The sequence below is a fragment of the Acidovorax sp. M2(2025) genome, from assembly GCF_049330835.1.
GTDB lineage: Bacteria > Pseudomonadota > Gammaproteobacteria > Burkholderiales > Burkholderiaceae_C > Acidovorax.
Map to the genome: position 1 here is coordinate 26,051 of NZ_CP186262.1, position 16,199 is coordinate 42,249.

At 71.0% G+C, this 16,199-nt stretch carries 13 protein-coding genes; 5 read left to right on the forward strand and 8 right to left on the reverse strand.

What is annotated here, in order from left to right; all coding sequences use genetic code 11:
- Positions 1-16 precede the first annotated feature (16 nt).
- Positions 17-1,207, forward strand: a complete 1,191-nt coding sequence (mnmA, locus tag ACOYR3_RS00120; protein ID WP_422844514.1) for a tRNA 2-thiouridine(34) synthase MnmA — start codon at positions 17-19, stop codon at positions 1,205-1,207.
- A 139-nt stretch (positions 1,208-1,346) separates the two neighbouring features.
- On the opposite strand, the gene ssb is transcribed toward mnmA, so the two are convergent.
- From ssb to ACOYR3_RS00145, 5 genes are all read right to left on the reverse strand, one after another.
- Positions 1,347-1,895 carry a single-stranded DNA-binding protein gene (gene ssb / locus ACOYR3_RS00125; protein ID WP_291484507.1) on the reverse strand — a complete coding sequence of 183 codons (549 nt, stop codon included), beginning with the start codon at positions 1,893-1,895 and terminating at the stop codon, positions 1,347-1,349.
- Positions 1,896-2,027: 132 nt separating this feature from the next.
- Entirely contained in the window at positions 2,028-3,215 is a 1,188-nt protein-coding gene (locus tag ACOYR3_RS00130; protein ID WP_422844515.1) for an MFS transporter, read from the reverse strand.
- Between the two features lie 200 nt (positions 3,216-3,415).
- The gene (locus ACOYR3_RS00135; RefSeq protein WP_422844516.1) at positions 3,416-4,489 is read right to left on the reverse strand and encodes a helix-turn-helix domain-containing protein; all 1,074 of its coding nucleotides are present in this window, start codon (positions 4,487-4,489) and stop codon (positions 3,416-3,418) included.
- Positions 4,489-5,103, reverse strand: coding sequence for an adenylyl-sulfate kinase (cysC, locus tag ACOYR3_RS00140; RefSeq protein ID WP_422844517.1), 615 nt, complete (start codon positions 5,101-5,103; stop codon positions 4,489-4,491). Before cysC ends, ACOYR3_RS00135 begins: the two co-directional genes overlap by 1 nt.
- A 38-nt stretch (positions 5,104-5,141) precedes the next feature.
- Entirely contained in the window at positions 5,142-5,972 is an 831-nt protein-coding gene (locus tag ACOYR3_RS00145) for a GNAT family N-acetyltransferase (RefSeq protein ID WP_422844518.1), read from the reverse strand.
- Between the two features lie 203 nt (positions 5,973-6,175).
- Between ACOYR3_RS00145 and uvrA the strand changes: the two genes are divergently transcribed.
- Positions 6,176-9,229: an excinuclease ABC subunit UvrA gene (gene uvrA, locus ACOYR3_RS00150; RefSeq protein ID WP_422844519.1), complete on the forward strand. Its 3,054-nt coding sequence runs from the start codon at positions 6,176-6,178 to the stop codon at positions 9,227-9,229.
- Positions 9,230-9,311: 82 nt separating this feature from the next.
- Here the strand turns inward: uvrA and ACOYR3_RS00155 are convergent, their stop codons facing one another.
- Positions 9,312-10,292, reverse strand: coding sequence for an alpha/beta hydrolase (locus ACOYR3_RS00155; protein ID WP_422844520.1), 981 nt, complete (start codon positions 10,290-10,292; stop codon positions 9,312-9,314).
- A gap of 175 nt (positions 10,293-10,467) precedes the next feature.
- The gene (locus ACOYR3_RS00160; protein ID WP_422844521.1) at positions 10,468-11,061 is read right to left on the reverse strand and encodes a hypothetical protein; all 594 of its coding nucleotides are present in this window, start codon (positions 11,059-11,061) and stop codon (positions 10,468-10,470) included.
- 169 nt (positions 11,062-11,230) lie between these two features.
- On the opposite strand from ACOYR3_RS00160, the gene ompR reads away from it, so the two are divergent.
- Both ompR and ACOYR3_RS00170 read left to right on the forward strand, forming a co-directional pair.
- Entirely contained in the window at positions 11,231-11,974 is a 744-nt protein-coding gene (gene ompR / locus ACOYR3_RS00165) for a two-component system response regulator OmpR (RefSeq protein ID WP_422844522.1), read from the forward strand.
- Positions 11,971-13,377 (forward strand): ATP-binding protein, encoded by a 1,407-nt coding sequence (locus ACOYR3_RS00170; RefSeq protein ID WP_422844523.1) that lies wholly within the window; start codon positions 11,971-11,973, stop codon positions 13,375-13,377. The genes ompR and ACOYR3_RS00170 overlap by 4 nt, the downstream gene beginning before the upstream one ends.
- A gap of 26 nt (positions 13,378-13,403) precedes the next feature.
- Here ACOYR3_RS00170 and ACOYR3_RS00175 read toward each other — a convergent pair whose 3' ends face one another.
- The gene (locus ACOYR3_RS00175; RefSeq protein WP_422844524.1) at positions 13,404-15,392 is read right to left on the reverse strand and encodes a methyl-accepting chemotaxis protein; all 1,989 of its coding nucleotides are present in this window, start codon (positions 15,390-15,392) and stop codon (positions 13,404-13,406) included.
- A 326-nt stretch (positions 15,393-15,718) separates the two neighbouring features.
- On the opposite strand from ACOYR3_RS00175, the gene ACOYR3_RS00180 reads away from it, so the two are divergent.
- A complete protein-coding gene (locus ACOYR3_RS00180; protein ID WP_422844525.1) occupies positions 15,719-16,162 on the forward strand; it encodes an acyl-CoA thioesterase in 444 nt (147 codons plus the stop codon).
- Positions 16,163-16,199 lie beyond the last annotated feature (37 nt).

A 16,199-nucleotide genomic window follows, 5' to 3' on the forward strand; every position in this document is an offset into this window, starting at 1 on the left:
ATACAATGGGGGTTCCATGACTGCATCCACCAAACACCGCGTCGTCGTCGGCCTGTCCGGCGGCGTGGACTCGGCCGTGACCGCGTACCTGCTCAAGCAGCAGGGCCACGAGGTCATCGGCATCTTCATGAAAAACTGGGAAGACGACGACGACAGCGAGTACTGCTCGTCGAACATCGACTTCGTGGACGCCGCCGCCGTGGCCGACGTGATCGGCATCGAGATCGAGCACGTGAACTTTGCGGCCGACTACAAGGACCGCGTGTTCGCGGAGTTCCTGCGCGAGTACCAGGCCGGCCGCACGCCCAACCCCGACGTGCTGTGCAACGCCGAGATCAAGTTCAAGGCCTTCCTGGACCACGCCATGCGGCTGGGGGCAGAGAAGATCGCCACGGGGCACTACGCCCGCGTGCGGCAGAACGCCGCGACGGGCCTGTTTGAGCTGCTCAAGGGGCTGGACCCCTCCAAAGACCAGAGCTACTTTTTGCACCGCCTGAACCAGGCGCAGCTGGCCAAGACGATGTTCCCCGTGGGCGAGCTGCACAAGACCGAAGTGCGCCGCATCGCCGAGGAAATCGGCCTGCCCAACGCCAAGAAGAAGGACTCCACCGGTATCTGCTTCATCGGCGAGCGGCCGTTCCGCGAGTTTTTGAACCGCTACATCAGCCACGCGCCCGGCCCCATCCTCGACGACCGGGGGCGCAAGCTGGGCCAGCATGTGGGCCTGTCGTTCTACACGCTGGGCCAGCGCCAGGGGCTGGGCATCGGCGGCGTGAAGGAAAAAGGAGCGCAGCGCGGCGGTGGCGCGCACGAGCCGTGGTTCGTGGCCCGCAAGGACCTGGAGAAGAACACGCTGCGCGTGGTGCAGGGGCACGACCACCCCTGGCTGCTGTCGCACCGCCTGGTGGCGCAGGACGTGAGCTGGTGCGCGGGCCAAGCGCCCGCACCCGGCACCTACGCCGCCAAGACGCGCTACCGCCAGCAGGACGCCGCCTGCACGCTGGAGGCCGCGCCCGGCGGGTTTGCGCTGCAGTTCCCCGAGGCCCAGTGGGCCGTGACGCCGGGGCAGAGCGCCGTGCTGTACGACGGCGAGGTCTGCCTGGGGGGCGGGGTGATCGCCGCGGTGGACGGCCTGCCGCGCGAGGGCCACGGCACGCAGCCTGCCGCAGTGCCGGCAAAGGCGGTTGATTTGCCGCAAAAACAATAGCTGCTTGCACTTACCCATCAAGCGCTACAGCCGTTTTTTACAAGATACCGGACTGAAAATCAGCCCCGCAAGGCACAATAAAAAGCCCGCAGCCGTTGGGCTGCGGGCCTGATGCCGACAGACTGTCTCCAGGTACTTTTCAGAACGGAATGTCGTCGTCCATGTCGTCGAAGCCCGACGCTGCACGGGGCGCCTGCTGCACCGGGGCGGGCGCGGGGCGGGGAGCGGGGGCCGCCATGGGGCGCGGCGCGGGCGCGGCGCGGCGCGGGGCCTGGTCGTAGCCACCGCCACCCTGGTCGCCGTAGCCGTCGTCATAGCCGCCTTGCTGGCCGCCGCCCTGGCCACCCATGCCCTGGCGGCTGCCCAGCATCTGCATCTGGTCGGCCCGGATTTCGGTGCTGTACTTTTCCACGCCGTTCTGGTCGGTCCACTTGCGGGTGCGCAGGCTGCCTTCCACGTACACCTGCGAGCCCTTGCGCAGGTACTGGCCGGCAATTTCCGCCAGGCGGCCGTTGAAGACCACGCGGTGCCATTCGGTGGCTTCGCGCATTTCGCCGGACTGCTTGTCCTTCCACTTGTCGGTGGTGGCAATCGTCACATTGGCCACCTGGTCGCCGCTGGGGAAGGTGCGCATTTCGGGGTCGCGGCCCAGGTTGCCGACGATGATGACTTTGTTTACGGATGCCATGGTGCTTCTCTGCCTTCAGGGTTGAAAGCGCCGGATTTGGGGAAAGATTCCGGGCGCCAAAACGCAGCATTGTGCCGCAATGGGGCCTTCGGAAGGTGTTTGCGATCTCCCAGGGGATCGCCAAACACGTTCTCAGTGGCCGCCCCCGCTGCCGCGGCCCACGGGGCGCAGGGGCCACGTCAAGACCAGCCACGCAGCGCACAGCACCGCCGTGGCGGCAAACAGCCCGGCGGGGCCGGCCCACTTTGCCAGCGCCCCGCCCAGGGCACCCCCGGCAAACAGGCCCAGCGACTGCAGCGTGTTGTAGCTGCCCAGGGCCGCGCCCCGCAGGGCCGCGGGGGCCATGCGCGAGACCAGGCTGGGCTGGGTGGCCTCCAGGGCATTGAAGCCGCAGAAGAACACGAACATGAGGGGCCCGAGCACCCACAGCGTGGGCGCCGCGCCGCTGGCCGCCAGCAGGCCCAGGCCCAGCTGCACCAGCAGCACCAGGGCAATGGCGCCCAGCAGGGCGGCGCGCAGCCGGCCGGCACGCTCCAGCGCAAACAGCCCGCCCATCGCGCCAAACGACAGCACGACGGCCGGCAGGTAAACCTGCCAGTGCGCGCTCTTGGCCAGGCCCGCCTGCACCAGCAGGGCGGGCACGGCCACCCACATGGCCAGCTGCACCGTGTGCAGCACGAACACGCCCAGGTTCAGGCGCAGCAGGTCGGGGTGGCGCCACACGTCTGCCAGGCGGCCGCGGGGGGCGTCCGCGTGCTGGGCGGGCTCCGCAGGCACCCACCAGACCACCACGGCAATGCCCGCCAGCGCCAGCGCACAGGTCAGGCCGAACAGCCCCGGCAGCCCCACGCGGGCGGCCAGCGCCGGCGCCAGCACCAGCGCCACGGCAAACATCAGACCGATGCTGCCGCCCACCAGGGCCATGGCCTTGGTGCGCACGGCGTCGCGCGTCTGGTCGGCCAGCAAGGCGGTGACGGCCGCCGAGACGGCGCCGGCGCCCTGCAACGCCCGGCCCACCAGCAGCCCCGAGAGCGAATCGGCCAGCGCGGCCAGCAGGCTGCCCCCGGCGAACACCAGCAGCCCCAGCACGATGACGCGCTTGCGCCCGAAGCGGTCGGACGCGATCCCCAGGGGCAGCTGCAGCACGGCCTGGGTCAGCCCGTAGATGCCCATGGCCAGGCCCACCAGGGCCGGGTCATCCCCGCCAGGGTACTTGCGGGCTTCCAGGGCAAACACGGGCAGCACCAGGAACAGGCCGAGCATGCGCAGCGCAAAGATGAGCGCCAGGCTGATGCTGGAGCGGCGCTCCAGCGGGGTCATCGCATCGGTGCGGGGAACGGGAGGCTGCTGCGGGGAGGAGGGAGATTGCTGCGGCACGGCGGTGCGCTGTGGGACCAGGCGGTTGGATGGAAGCCGCGATTTTCCTCTATCCCCCGCGGGCCGTGCCGCCGGGGCGGCAAAACGGCCACCGGCGCTGGGGCGCCAGCGCCGGCAGTGGGGTCCAGCGGCGGCGGGAGGTGTCAGACCGGCTGCAGGCCGCGCACCCAGTCCGCGTATTCCGCGGTGGCGTCGCGGCCGAAGCCGTCGCCGTGGACCCCGGCGGCCCCACCGGCGCTGGCGCGGCCGGCCGTGGCACGCACGTCGCTGGGCGTGAGGCCGAACGCCGCGCGGAAGGTCCGGCTGAAATGTGCTTCGCTGGCGAAGCCGGTGCGCGAGGCGATCTCGGCCACGCGCAAGCTGCGGTTGGCCGGGTTGGCCAGCGCGTGGAAGGCACGCGCCAGGCGCCGCTGCTGCACATAGTGCGCCACGCCCCCCAGCGGCTCGAACAGGCGGTACAGCAGGCTGCGCGAGATGCCGAAGGTGCGGCACAACAGCTCGGGGCTGAGCGGCGCGCCCAGGTTTTGCGCAATGTGCCGCTGGATGCGCGCCAGGGTGACGCCCTGCACCTCTTCGCGGGCCTGCGCCAGCGTGCGCTGGCTGGGGCGCAGGCAGGCCGCCAGCATCTGGGTGGTGGCCTGCACCACGGCCGGCGCCTCGGCCAGGGTCACCTCCGGCAGGCGCTGGTGCAGCGACCGCAGGTAGTCGCTCAGCAGCCCGTTGAGCACGGTGCCGTGGCGCAGCACCGCGCCGTGCAGGTCCGCCAGGGCGGCGCCTCCCAGGGCCTCGTCGAAGGTTTCACGCGGTACGACCAGCGACAGCACGTGCGAGGGGGCCGCGTGCGTGCGCTGCGTGCGGCCCAGGTCGAACACCGTGATGTCGCCGGCGCGCACCTGCATGTCCACATGGCCGTCGTGCTGGCCCACGAAGCCGCCGCTGCGGTACCACTGCACCAGGTAGTGGTCCACCCCGTCACGCGCCACGCGCGCGGCGCTGCGCGAGAACTGCTGGGAGCTGAAGTGCAGGTCGCCCGCCAGCAGTGCGCCGAGGTGGCGGGCGGTGACGGACGCCTTGAAACGGTCCAGCCCGTCGTGCGCGAGCGGCGCCACGTCGAAGATGACGGCGATGCTGCTGCGCCAGGCTTCGAAGCGCTGTTCGCCCTGCAGGACGTCGGTGGTGAAGACGGTGGAGGGCAGAGAGGTAGGGCGGTGCGGCATCAGTCTGCGGCGGCAACGTTGCGGGGGCCTGCGGCGTCCAGCTGCTCCGCCAAGCAGCGCACGCACTGCTCCACACTCCACCGGTGCGTGGGCAGCACCAGCTCGGCCGCCAGGGGCGGCTCGTACGGCGAGTCGATGCCGGTGAACTGCGGCAGCGTGCCCGCGCGCGCGCGGCGGTACAGGCCCTTGGGGTCGCGCTGCTCGGCCACGGCCAGCGGCACGTCCACAAAGACTTCCAGGAAATCACCGGGCGCAAACAGCGCCCGGGCGGCGTCCCGCTCGGCCCGGAACGGCGAGATGAAGGCCACGATCACGATGACCCCGGCATCCACGAAAAGGCGGGCCACCTGGGCAACGCGCCGGATGTTTTCCACCCGGTCCGCGTCCGAGAAGCCCAGGTCCCGGTTCAGGCCCTGGCGGATGGTGTCGCCGTCCAGGAGGTAGGTGCGCCGGCCCTGGCCGTGCAGCGCGCACTCCAGGGCGTTGGCCAGGGTGGACTTGCCGGCGCCGGACAGGCCGGTCAGCCAGACGGCCCGGCCGCGGTGGCCGCCCAGCCGCTCGCGGTCGGCACGGGTGATGGGCGTGGCAGGGTATTCAACGGGCGCGGCGGACATCTTGGCGACGGGGCTTCCATGAAGGGCTTTCGGTCTTGTCAGGCGCCGTCCTCGGGCGATGGAACCGTGCGGGTAATGACCGCCTGGTACAAAAGCTCCCCCGCCGCGCCGCCCATGACGGGGCCGAGGAACAACGGAAACCGCCCCAGCTGGGGATGCACCAGCACGTAGGTGTCGTGCGCCGGCCGGCCGAAGTCGGGGCCGGTGAAGGTGAGCGAGCCGCTGTGGGTGCGGGGGCCCTGGCGGACGGCGACATCCGCCAGCCGCAGCGTCACCGCCCCCCCGCCCCCGGGCAACTGCAGCAGGAAATCCGTCCCCGCCAGGGGCTCGAAGGCCTGCAGCGGGGGCAGTTCGCCCAGCGCGCTGGGGCGCCGCAGGTACAGGTAGACGTCCTTGTCGGCCTCCACCTGGAATCCCAGGCGTTCGTAGTACCCGAGGACCGGGTTGTTCCTCTCGACATGCAGGGTCAGCGGGATGCCGTTGCCGTCGGACTCCACGGCCAGCGATTCCATCAGCAGCCGGCCGATGCCCTGGCGCCGCCAGGCCGGCAAGAGCGCGATGTCCACCACCCGGGTCTCGCGCGGAGCGCGGTCCAGGTAGAGCCGCCCGGCCACTTCGCCGTCGCACAGCACCAGCAGGAACGAAGGGTGGGCGTAGGCGGACTGGTACTGCGTGTGCTGGAAGGAGAACTGCTGGCGCACGAACGCGTCCCAGGCCGCGTCGGGCCAGCCCAGCATGCGGCGCTCCTCTTCGCGCGTGGAGGCAAAGATGGCCAGCAACGCGGCTTCGTCTTCAGGCCGGATGGGCCGCAAGGCCAGGCGGCTGGGCGCCATCCGGGGGCTGGATTCGCTGGGCGGCGAAATGCTCATACGGGTGGATCGGCCCAGCGTCCTCGGACTCTTCGCCAGGCTTGGATTGTGAAAAATTATTAAAAATGAGTATAGGCACAACCGGTGAAAAATGCCAAAAGTGCTTTTCCACCGTCGCCCCGGCGCCGCGGGCGGTTGTAACGGAGGCCCTGGCGCGGGGCTGCGCCCCTATCATGGAGGGTTCGACCTTTTCCGCCGCGCCCATGCCCGTCTCCGCCCTCGCTTCCGATGCCGCTCCCGATGACGGCCTGTACCTGGCCCGCGCCCTGCGCGAGCAGCGCATCAGCATCCGGGGGGCGCGCACGCACAACCTCAAGAACATCGACCTGGACATTCCGCGCAACCAGCTGGTGGTGATCACCGGTCTGTCGGGCTCGGGCAAGTCGAGCCTGGCGTTCGACACGCTGTATGCCGAGGGCCAGCGGCGCTATGTGGAGAGCCTGTCGGCCTATGCGCGGCAGTTCCTGGGGCGGCTGGACAAGCCCGATGTAGACCTGATCGAGGGCCTGTCGCCCGCCATCAGCATCGAGCAGAAGGCCACCAGCCACAACCCGCGCTCCACCGTGGGCACGGTAACCGAGATCCACGACTACCTGCGCCTGCTCTACGCCCGCGCCGGCACCCCCTACTGCCCCGAGCACGGCCTGCCCCTGACCGCGCAGACCGTGAGCCAGATGGTGGACGCCGTGCTGGCCCTGCCGGAAGACACCAAGCTCATGCTGCTGGCCCCCGTGGCGCGCGAGAAGAAGGGCGAGTTCACAGAGCTCTTTGCGCAGATGCAGGCGCTGGGCTACGTCCGCTTCCGGGTGGATGGGCAGATCGTCGAGCACGAAAACCTGCCGCCGCTCAAGAAGACCGAAAAGCACAACATCGACGTGGTGATCGACCGCCTGAAGGTGCGCGCCGACATGCAGCAGCGCCTGGCCGAGAGCATCGAGGCGGTGCTGCGCGTGGGCGGGGCCGAGGGCAACGGCCGCGTGCTGGCGCTGGAGATGGATTCGGGCCAGGAACACCTGTTTTCCAGCAAGTTCGCCTGCCCGGTGTGCAGCTACTCGCTGGCCGAGCTGGAGCCGCGCCTGTTCTCGTTCAACTCGCCCATGGGCGCGTGCCCGGCATGCGACGGCATCGGCCAGCGCGAGGTGTTCGATGCGGCGCGCGTGGTGGCCTTCCCCACGCTCAGCCTGGCCAGCGGCGCCATCAAGGGCTGGGACCGCCGCAACGGCTACTACTTCGCCATGCTGGAGAGCCTGGCGGCCCACTACGGCTTTGACGTGGAGGCGCCGTTCGAATCGCTGCCGGCCAAGGTGCAGCAGGCGGTGCTGCACGGCTCGGGCGAGGAGGAAATCGCGTTCAGCTACATCCTGGACAGCGGCCCCAACAAGGGCAAGGTGTACAGCAAGAAGCACCCCTTCGAAGGCATCCTGCCCAACATGGCACGGCGCTACCGCGAGACGGATTCCGTGGTGGTGCGCGAGGACCTGGCGCGCTTTCGCAGCAGCCAGCCCTGCCCCGAATGCCACGGTACCCGCCTGCGCCGTGAGGCCCGGCATGTGAAGGTGGGCGAGGGCGAGCAGGCCCGCGCGATCTTCGAGGTGAGCCACGCCACCCTGAGCGGCGCGCACGCCTGGTTCCAGCAGCTGCAGCTGACGGGCGCCAAGGCCGAGATCGCCGACAAGGTGGTGCGCGAGATCACCACGCGGCTGCAGTTCCTGAACGATGTGGGGCTGAACTACCTGAGCCTGGACCGCAGCGCCGAGACGCTCAGCGGCGGCGAGGCGCAGCGCATCCGCCTGGCGTCGCAGATCGGCTCGGGCCTCACCGGCGTGATGTACGTGCTGGACGAGCCCAGCATCGGCCTGCACCAGCGCGACAACGACCGCCTGATCGCCACGCTGCAGCACCTGCGCGACATCGGCAACAGCGTGATCGTGGTGGAGCACGACGAGGACATGATGCGCGCCGCCGACCATGTGATCGACATGGGCCCGGGCGCGGGCGTGCACGGCGGCCGCGTGATGGCGCAGGGCACGTACGACGCGGTGCGCAGCCACCCCGAATCGCTCACGGGCAAGTACCTGTCGGGCGCGCTGTCGATTCCCGTGCCGAAGCGCCGCACGCCCTGGCTGCCGGTGGTGGAGCAACCGGCGCCCGCGCCCGCCCCGGCCAAGGGCAAGTCGCGCTTTCCGCAGACCGAGGCCAGCAAGCGCCGCGCCGAGCGCATGGCCGAACACCACGCGCGCCAGGGCGCCGTGCAGGCGCTGCGCGTGGTAGGCGCCACGGGCAACAACCTCAAGGACGTGAGCGTGGACTTCCCCGTGGGCCTGCTCACCTGCGTGACGGGGGTTTCCGGCTCGGGCAAGAGCACGCTGGTCAACGACACGCTGTATGCCGCCGTGGCGCGCCAGATCTACCGCGCCCACGAAGAGCCCGCTCCGCACGAGGAGATCGTGGGCATCGAGTATTTCGACAAGGTCATCAACGTCGACCAGAGCCCCATCGGCCGCACGCCGCGCAGCAACCCGGCCACCTACACCGGCCTGTTCACGCCCATCCGCGAGCTGATGGCCGAGGTCAACACCGCCAAGGAGCGCGGCTACGGCCCCGGGCGCTTCAGCTTCAACGTGGCCGGCGGCCGCTGCGAGGCCTGCCAGGGCGACGGCGTGGTGAAGGTGGAAATGCACTTCTTGCCCGACGTGTACGTGCCCTGCGACGTGTGCCACGGCCAGCGCTACAACCGCGAGACGCTGGAAGTGCTGTGGAAGGGCAAGAACATCGCGCAGATCCTGGAGCTGACGGTGGAGGACGCGGCGGCCTTCTTCAAGGACGTGCCGACCATCGCCCGCAAGCTGCAGACGCTGCTGGACGTGGGTTTGAGCTACATCCGCCTGGGCCAGGCGGCCACCACGCTCTCGGGCGGCGAGGCGCAGCGCGTGAAGCTGGCGCAGGAGCTCTCCAAGCGCGACACCGGCCGCACGCTCTACATCCTGGACGAGCCCACCACGGGCCTGCACTTTGCCGACATCGACCTGCTGCTCAAGGTGCTGCACCAACTGCGCGATGCGGGCAACACCATCGTGATCATCGAGCACAACCTCGACGTGATCAAAACCGCCGACTGGCTCATCGACATGGGCCCCGAAGGCGGCGCGGGTGGCGGCACGGTGGTGGGCGTGGGCACGCCCGAGGAACTGGCGGCCAACCCGGCCAGCCACACGGGGCGGTACCTGGCGCCGTACCTGGCGGCGAAATCGAAGTAAAAATAGCCTCCAGCGCCCGTCCAGCAAGCGCAAGAAGCTATTTAATTGATAGCAAATTGCTTGCTGCCCACGCCCTCTCGGCTCACTGCAGCCGGCGGGCCACCTCGGGGTCCAGCGACCCCATGAAGGCTTCCACCGCACGGGTGTAGCCGCTCTCCAGGCCCAGCTGGGCGTTGATTTCGCCGTGGCCCAGGTCCTGCGGCAGCACCTCGGCGCGGCCGCCCTGGTTGCGCACATGGCGGGCCAGGGCGTCGGCCTGGGTGCAGGGCTGGTCCGCCCGCTCGGTGGAGCACACCATCTGCACCGGTGGCGCACCCACCGTCCACTGGTGGATGGGTGACAGCGCCACCCAGTAGGCGGGGTCGCTGCCAAAGGCGTCGTCGTACAGCGGCAGGTGCGGTGCACGCATGTAGGCGGGCACGTTCATCACCGCGCTGTCCAGCGACACCGTGCCCAGCCAGGGCCAGGCCCCTTCGCGCAGGACCTGCGGCGCCCGGGCGTTGAGCAGGGCCACCAGGTGGGCGCCGGCCGAGTGGCCCATGAGGATGAAGCGGTTCGGGTCCCCGCCCCAGGTGCCCGCACGCTGCTGTGCGGCCATGAGGGCAGCCTGCACGTCGCGCTCCTGCACGGCCACGGGGGTGTCGGGCAGCATGCGGTAATTGATGGAGACGAGGAGGAAGCCCTTGGGCACCCAGCGGCTGACCTTCTCCTGCACCACGCGGCCCATGGCCTTGTCGCCATAGCGCCAGCCGCCGCCGTGCACCATGAAGATCACCGGCGCGCGCACCGCGCTGGCCACCAGGCTGCTGGCGCCCGTGCCAGGGCCCGTGGGACTGGTGGGCACATACACGTCCATGCGCTGCGCCGGATCTGCGCCGTAGGGCACGTCGGCAATGCGCTGCACGCCCACGGGCAGGGCGGCTTCGGCAGCGGCGGCCTGCCGCTGCGCGATGAGGGCGCGCAGGCGGCCACCGTTCTGTGCGGCGGTCTGGGCTTGGGCGCTGGCGGTGCCGAGGGTGACGGCAGCGAGGGCGGTGACGGTGAGCAGATGGCGCAGGGACATGGCAAAGCTCCTGTCAGGGTAAGTGGTGGAGGGCGGGAATGAGAAGGGACGATGGAGAAGGTCGGCTCTAACCAAACCGTTCACGCTGAGCCTGTCGAAGCGCCGCGCAAGGCGCAGGCAGGCTCAGCCCGAACGGATATTTCTAGCGCATAGGGGCCAGGCACCGGCAACGAAATCAAGGCCGCGCGGGGCAGGCCATGGCCGTGCCGCTGGCGTCGTAGCAGGTGGCGCTGCGGCTCAGGCCGCTGTCCTTGCTGTAGCTGCTTTGCGTCTGCACGCTGTTGCCGGTGGCCGCGCTGGTGGCGGTGGAGGTGCGCGCCTGCGTCACGGTGCCGTCGGCATTGCGCGTGGCGCCGCCGCTGCTTTGCAGGCTGCCCTGGGCATTCTGGGCCGACAGGCTGCCGCTGTGGCTGGCGCTGCCATCGGCATTGCGGGCGGTACTGCCCTGGCGCACGGCCACCCCGCCCTCGGCGCCCACGGCAGCGCCGCGGCGCGTCACGCTGGCGTTGCCCTGCCCGTCGGTGGTGGCGGTGCGGCCGCGCAGCACCGCGCCGTTCGGGCCGCTGCGGGCCACGCCGGTGTGGGCGGTGGTGCTGCCATCGGCGCTGTGCTCCACGCGGTGGCGGGTGCGGGCCTGGGCCTCGGCGGGCGCAGCCAGCGCCAACCCGGCGCTGAGCACCAGGGTGGCGAGCGCCAAAAGAAACACGGCAGAACGGGGCGGCAAAGGCATGGCGATGAACTCCTTGGAGGGTGCCTCGGGATGGGGCATGGAGGGACTTTGCCCGCCAGGTGTGAGCCAGTGATGGCTGAAATCCGCCGGTGTATGACAAACCATGACAGGCGCCCGCCGCTGTGTCATGCCTTGTCATGCCTGGCGGTGCATCCCCCCCGGCAGCGCCTACCATTGCCAGTATTCCCCTTGCGACGTTGCCCCCTCCATGACCGCCCCCCTGGCCAAGATCCTGGTCGCCGATGACGAGCCCGACCTGCGTGCCCTGCTGCAGCGCTACCTGAGCGACCAGGGCTACACCGTGCGCACGGTGGAGGGCGCGGGGCCGCTCGATGCGCTGCTGCAGCGCGAGCGCTTTGACGTGCTGGTGCTCGACGTGATGATGCCGGGCGAGGACGGCCTGTCCATCTGCCGCCGCCTGCGGGCGCAGGGCGAGACCATTCCCATCCTGATGCTCACCGCCCGGGGCGACCCGGTGGACCGCATCGTGGGCCTGGAGATGGGCGCGGACGACTACCTGCCCAAGCCCTTCAACCCGCGCGAGCTGCTCGCCCGCATCCAGGCCATGGTGCGCCGCCAGCGCCTGCTGGGCGCGCACACCGGGCCGCAGGGCGTGCACGAGCGGCTGGCGTTTGGCGACTTCGTGCTGCTGCCCGCGGAAAGGCGGCTGGAAAGGGCGGGCGAGGACGTGCCCCTGACCACCGGCGAATTCGCCCTGCTGCTGGCCCTGGCGCAAAACCCGCAGCGCCCGCTGGGCCGCGACCGGCTCATGGCGCTGGCCTACGGCCCCGACCACGCGGCCACCGACCGCAGCATTGACGTGCAGATCATGCGGCTGCGCAAGCTCATCGAGGCCGACCCGGCCCAGCCGCGCCACATCCGCACCGTGTGGGGCGTGGGCTATGTGTTTGTGCCCGACGGCGCCGCGCCTGCTGGCGGAGGCAGGCCGTGAACGCGCCCGCTCCTGCCCCCCGGGGCCTGTGGCCCCGCAGCCTGCTGGGGCGCAACCTGCTGCTCATGGCCGTGCTCATCGTGCTGGGCCAGCTGTGCGCGGCGGTGCTGGTGCGGCAGATGATCTTCAAGCCCCGCGTGGCGCAGGTGGCCGACGGCGTGGCGCGCAATGTGGCCGCCCTGCGCGCCGGGCTGCAGGTGCTGCCGCCGCCGCAGCGGCAGGCGTTTGTGCAGGCCTTCAACGACCAGGCTGCGCAGACGCAGGCGCACGCCCGGGCGGCGGCTCCCGGCAGCTGGCGCGCCGTGCTCTCGCCCATGGAGCGGCAGTTTGTGCGCGCCGTGACGCAGCAGCTGGCTGCTGCGCAAGGCACACCGGCCTCGTCCGCAGACCCCGTCTGGCGGCGCGACAGCAGCGGCGTGCTGTCGCTGCGCGTGGTGCATGAGGGCGCGCAAGGGCCAGAAACCTACTGGCTCAACCTGCCCAGCGTGTTCCCCACGCGCGAGTTCACGGGGGCCTGGCTCCTGGCCACGCTGGCCAGCATGGTGCTGGCGCTGGCGGGCGCGTGGTGGCTGCAGCGCCACCTGAACCAGCCGCTGCAGCGCGTGGTGCAGGCCGCGCAGCGCCTGGCCCGGGGCCAGCCGCACGAGCCCCTGCCCGAAGACGGCCCCACCGAGATCGCCACCGTGGCCCGCAGCGTCAACCACATGGCCCACAGCCTGGCCCAGGCCGACCAGGAGCGGGCGCTGATGCTGGCCGGTGTGTCGCACGACCTGCGCACCCCGCTGACCAAGCTGCGCCTCTCGGTGGAGATTGCCGGCCGCCAGATCGAGCCCGAACTGGCCACCCGCATGGTGCGCAGCCTGGACGAAATGGACGCCATCCTCGGCCAGTTCCTGCAGTTTGCCCGCATGCAGGAGGCCGAACCCGCGCAGCCCGCCGCGCTGGACGACCTGGCCCAGGCCATTGCGCAGGCGCAGGCCGACCATGGCCGCAGCGTGGCGCTGGAGTTGGGTGCGCCGCCCCCTGCGCCCGTGCAGGCCCAGGCCCTGCGCCGCGCGGTGGACAACCTGGTGGAGAACGCCTGGCGCCACGGCGCGGCGCCCGTGGTGCTGCGCACGGGCAGCGAAGAAGACGGCGTCTGGATCGAGGTGCAGGACCATGGCCCCGGCCTGCCTGCCGCCGAGCTGGAGCGCGTGCGCCAGCCCTTTGCCCGCGGCGAGGCCGCCCGCAGCGGCCGCCCCGGCGCGGGGCTGGGCCTGGCCATTGCCGACCGCGTGGCGCGCAGCCACGGCGGGCGGCTGGAGCTGCACAGTGCGCCCGGGCAGGGGCTGCGGGCCCGGATGGTGCTGCCGCACGGCGCGGTGCCCGAAGACCGGGCGCCGACCCGCCGCGGCGCCGGCTGACCGGACGCGGCCGGGTTGGCGGGGCGCTACGGCGCGGGCAGCAAGCCGCCGGGCCCGCGCACCCCGCTGCGCCCGCTGTCGCCGCTGTAGTCGCCCAGGCGGAACACCGACACCACCTGCACCAGGTCCTCGGCCTGGTTCTTCAGGCTGCCGGCCGCGGCGGCCATTTCCTCGACCAGGGCCGCGTTCTGCTGCGTGACCTGGTCCATTTGCGTGACGGCCTCGCCCACCTGGGCCACGCCCAGCGACTGTTCATGGCTGGCCGTGCTGATCTCGCCCACGATGTCCGACACGCGGCGGATGGCGTCCACCACCTCGGTCATGGTGGCGCCCGCGCGGTCCACCAGGGCGGTGCCCTGCTCCACGCGCTGCACGCTGGCGCTGATGAGGGCCTTGATCTCGCGGGCGGCCTCGGCACTGCGCCCGGCGAGCGAGCGCACCTCCGACGCCACCACCGCAAAGCCGCGGCCCTGCTCGCCGGCGCGCGCTGCCTCCACGGCCGCGTTGAGCGCGAGGATGTTGGTCTGGAAGGCGATGGAATCGATCACGCCGATGATGTCCGCGATCTTCTGCGACGAGGCGTTGATGCCCTGCATGGTGTTCACCACCTGCGCCACCACCTCGCCGCCCTGCACGGCCACCGTGCTGGCGCTGTGGGCCAGCTGGCTGGCTTGGCGCGCGCTGTCGGCGTTCAGGCGCACGGTGGAGCTCAGCTGCTCCATGGACGCGGCGGTCTCCTCCAGCGCGCTGGCCTGGCTCTCGGTGCGGGCGGACAGGTCGGTGTTGCCCTGTGCAATCTGCACGCTGGCCGTGGCCACGCTCTCCGAGCCGCTGCGCACCTGGCGCACCACCTGCGTCAGCTGGCTGCGCATCTGCTGCAGGGCCTGCAGCAGCTGGCCCACTTCGTTGGTGCCATGGGGCAGCGGCGCGCCCCCCAGGTCGCCCTGCGCCACCGCGCGCGACAGCGCCACGGCCTGCGACAGCGGCCCCGTCATGGAGCGCACGAACACCAGGGCCAGCGCGCTGGTGGCCGACAGGCTCAGCACCAGGGCCAGCGCCACGCCCAGCAGGCTGCGCTGCAGCGCCGCCACGCGGTCCTGCAGGGCCTGGTCCAGGCGGGCCATGGACAGGTTGTTGAGCCCGTTGAGGGCCTCGATGGTGCGCGTGAAGGCATCGAAATAGTCCTTGGACGCCCGCTGCAGCTCCGCGGCCTGGATCACATCGCGCTCGGCCATCTGCAGGGACTGCTGGATCTGCTGCTGCACGCCTTGCGCGGTGCCGCCCAGGGCACGCTCCAGCCCGGCGTTGCCCCGCAGCGCGCGCTCCAGGCCGCGGAAGGTCTCGGCCTGCAGTTCGGCCACGCGCTGCTGCAGCACCAGCAGCTGGCCCCGGGCCTGGGGCGTGAGTTCGCGCTTGTTCAGGGCGCTGGCGCCCTGGGCGCGCAGCAGGCCCAGCTTCTCGCCCAGCATGGGCGCCTGGGCCAGGGCGGCCTGGATGAGTGCGTGGGTGTCGGGCTCGGGGTCCATCTGCAGCCCGAAGGTGTGGACCAGCGTTTCATTCAGCTGCAGCAGCGTGGCGATGAGCTGCGTGTGCTGCGCCGTGCTCTGGGCGGGATCGATGGTGCGCGCGGCCACGGCCTGCTCCAGGGTGCGCCACGCGGCCTGGGCCTGCGTCCAGGTGGCCATCGGGCCCGCCGGCACCTGGGCCGCAGCGAAGCGGGTGCTGGCCTCCTGCAGGGCCGCCTCCACCGCATCGCGCGCGGCCGGGCGGCGAGCCGCCAGGCTTTCGTCGCCGCCGAGCAGGCCCACCGACAGCCCGCGGTGGACCTGCATCTGCTGCACCAGGCGGGCGAGCGCCTGTGCCGGCGGCACGCCCTGGGCCTCGTGGCGGGCTTGCTGGATGTCGCGCAAGCCGTCGCGCACCACCAGGTAGGTGGGCAGCGCGCTCATCATGAGCCCGAGAGTCCCCAGGATGAGGAATTTTTCAAGCAGGTTCAACCGGTGCAGGAGGGACATGGCAGCAGGCGCACGGGGTGCGTGCGCAGAAAAAAAGGGGCATGCCGAGAAGCACGGGGTCAGACGCTGGACAGCGGCGCTCAGCACGAATTTCCGGAACGTTTCTCATTCCGAAGGCTTGGTCGTACGGCAATGTAGGTTTCTGTCGGCAGTAGGGTTTTGACGCACGTCAAGTCCGCGGACCCGTCCGCCGCAGAGGTCCCGGACGCCCGGGCAGGGCGCGGGGCCGGCCTGCGCACCGGACCCGAGGCACAGGGCACCCCCGCCCAGCCCCTTGGCTGGGGAATAATCGCACCCGACCGCCTCCCCACCCCCTGGAGACCTGTATGCATTCCATGACCCTGCGTTTTCTCGCCTCCGAAGGCGTCGCGCCCGCCGGCGGGCGCGTGCCGGGCGGCGCCGTGCTGCGCTGGGTGGACGAGGCGGGCTTTGCCTGCGCCAGCGCCTGGGCCAAGGGCCCGTGCGTGACGGAGCTGGTGGGAGGCGCCCGCTTCCTGCACCCGATCCGGCCGGGCGACCTGGTGGAAGTGCATGCGCGCCTGGCCTCGACCACCGGCACCGCCATGCACCTGGCCGTGGAAGTGCGCAGCGGCGACCTGCACGGCGGCCCGCTGCATGAGGTGCTGCATTGCGTGGCGGTCTACACGGCCGTCGATGGCCTGGAGCAGCCCCGCGCGGTGGACGAGTGGGTTCCCGAGACGCCGGGCGACATCGCCCTGGCCCAGCGGGTGCAGGTGCACCTGGACGCCGCGCGGACCGCGACGCAGTAGGCCGGGCGGGGCTGGGCGGCTATTTCAGTGAAATCGC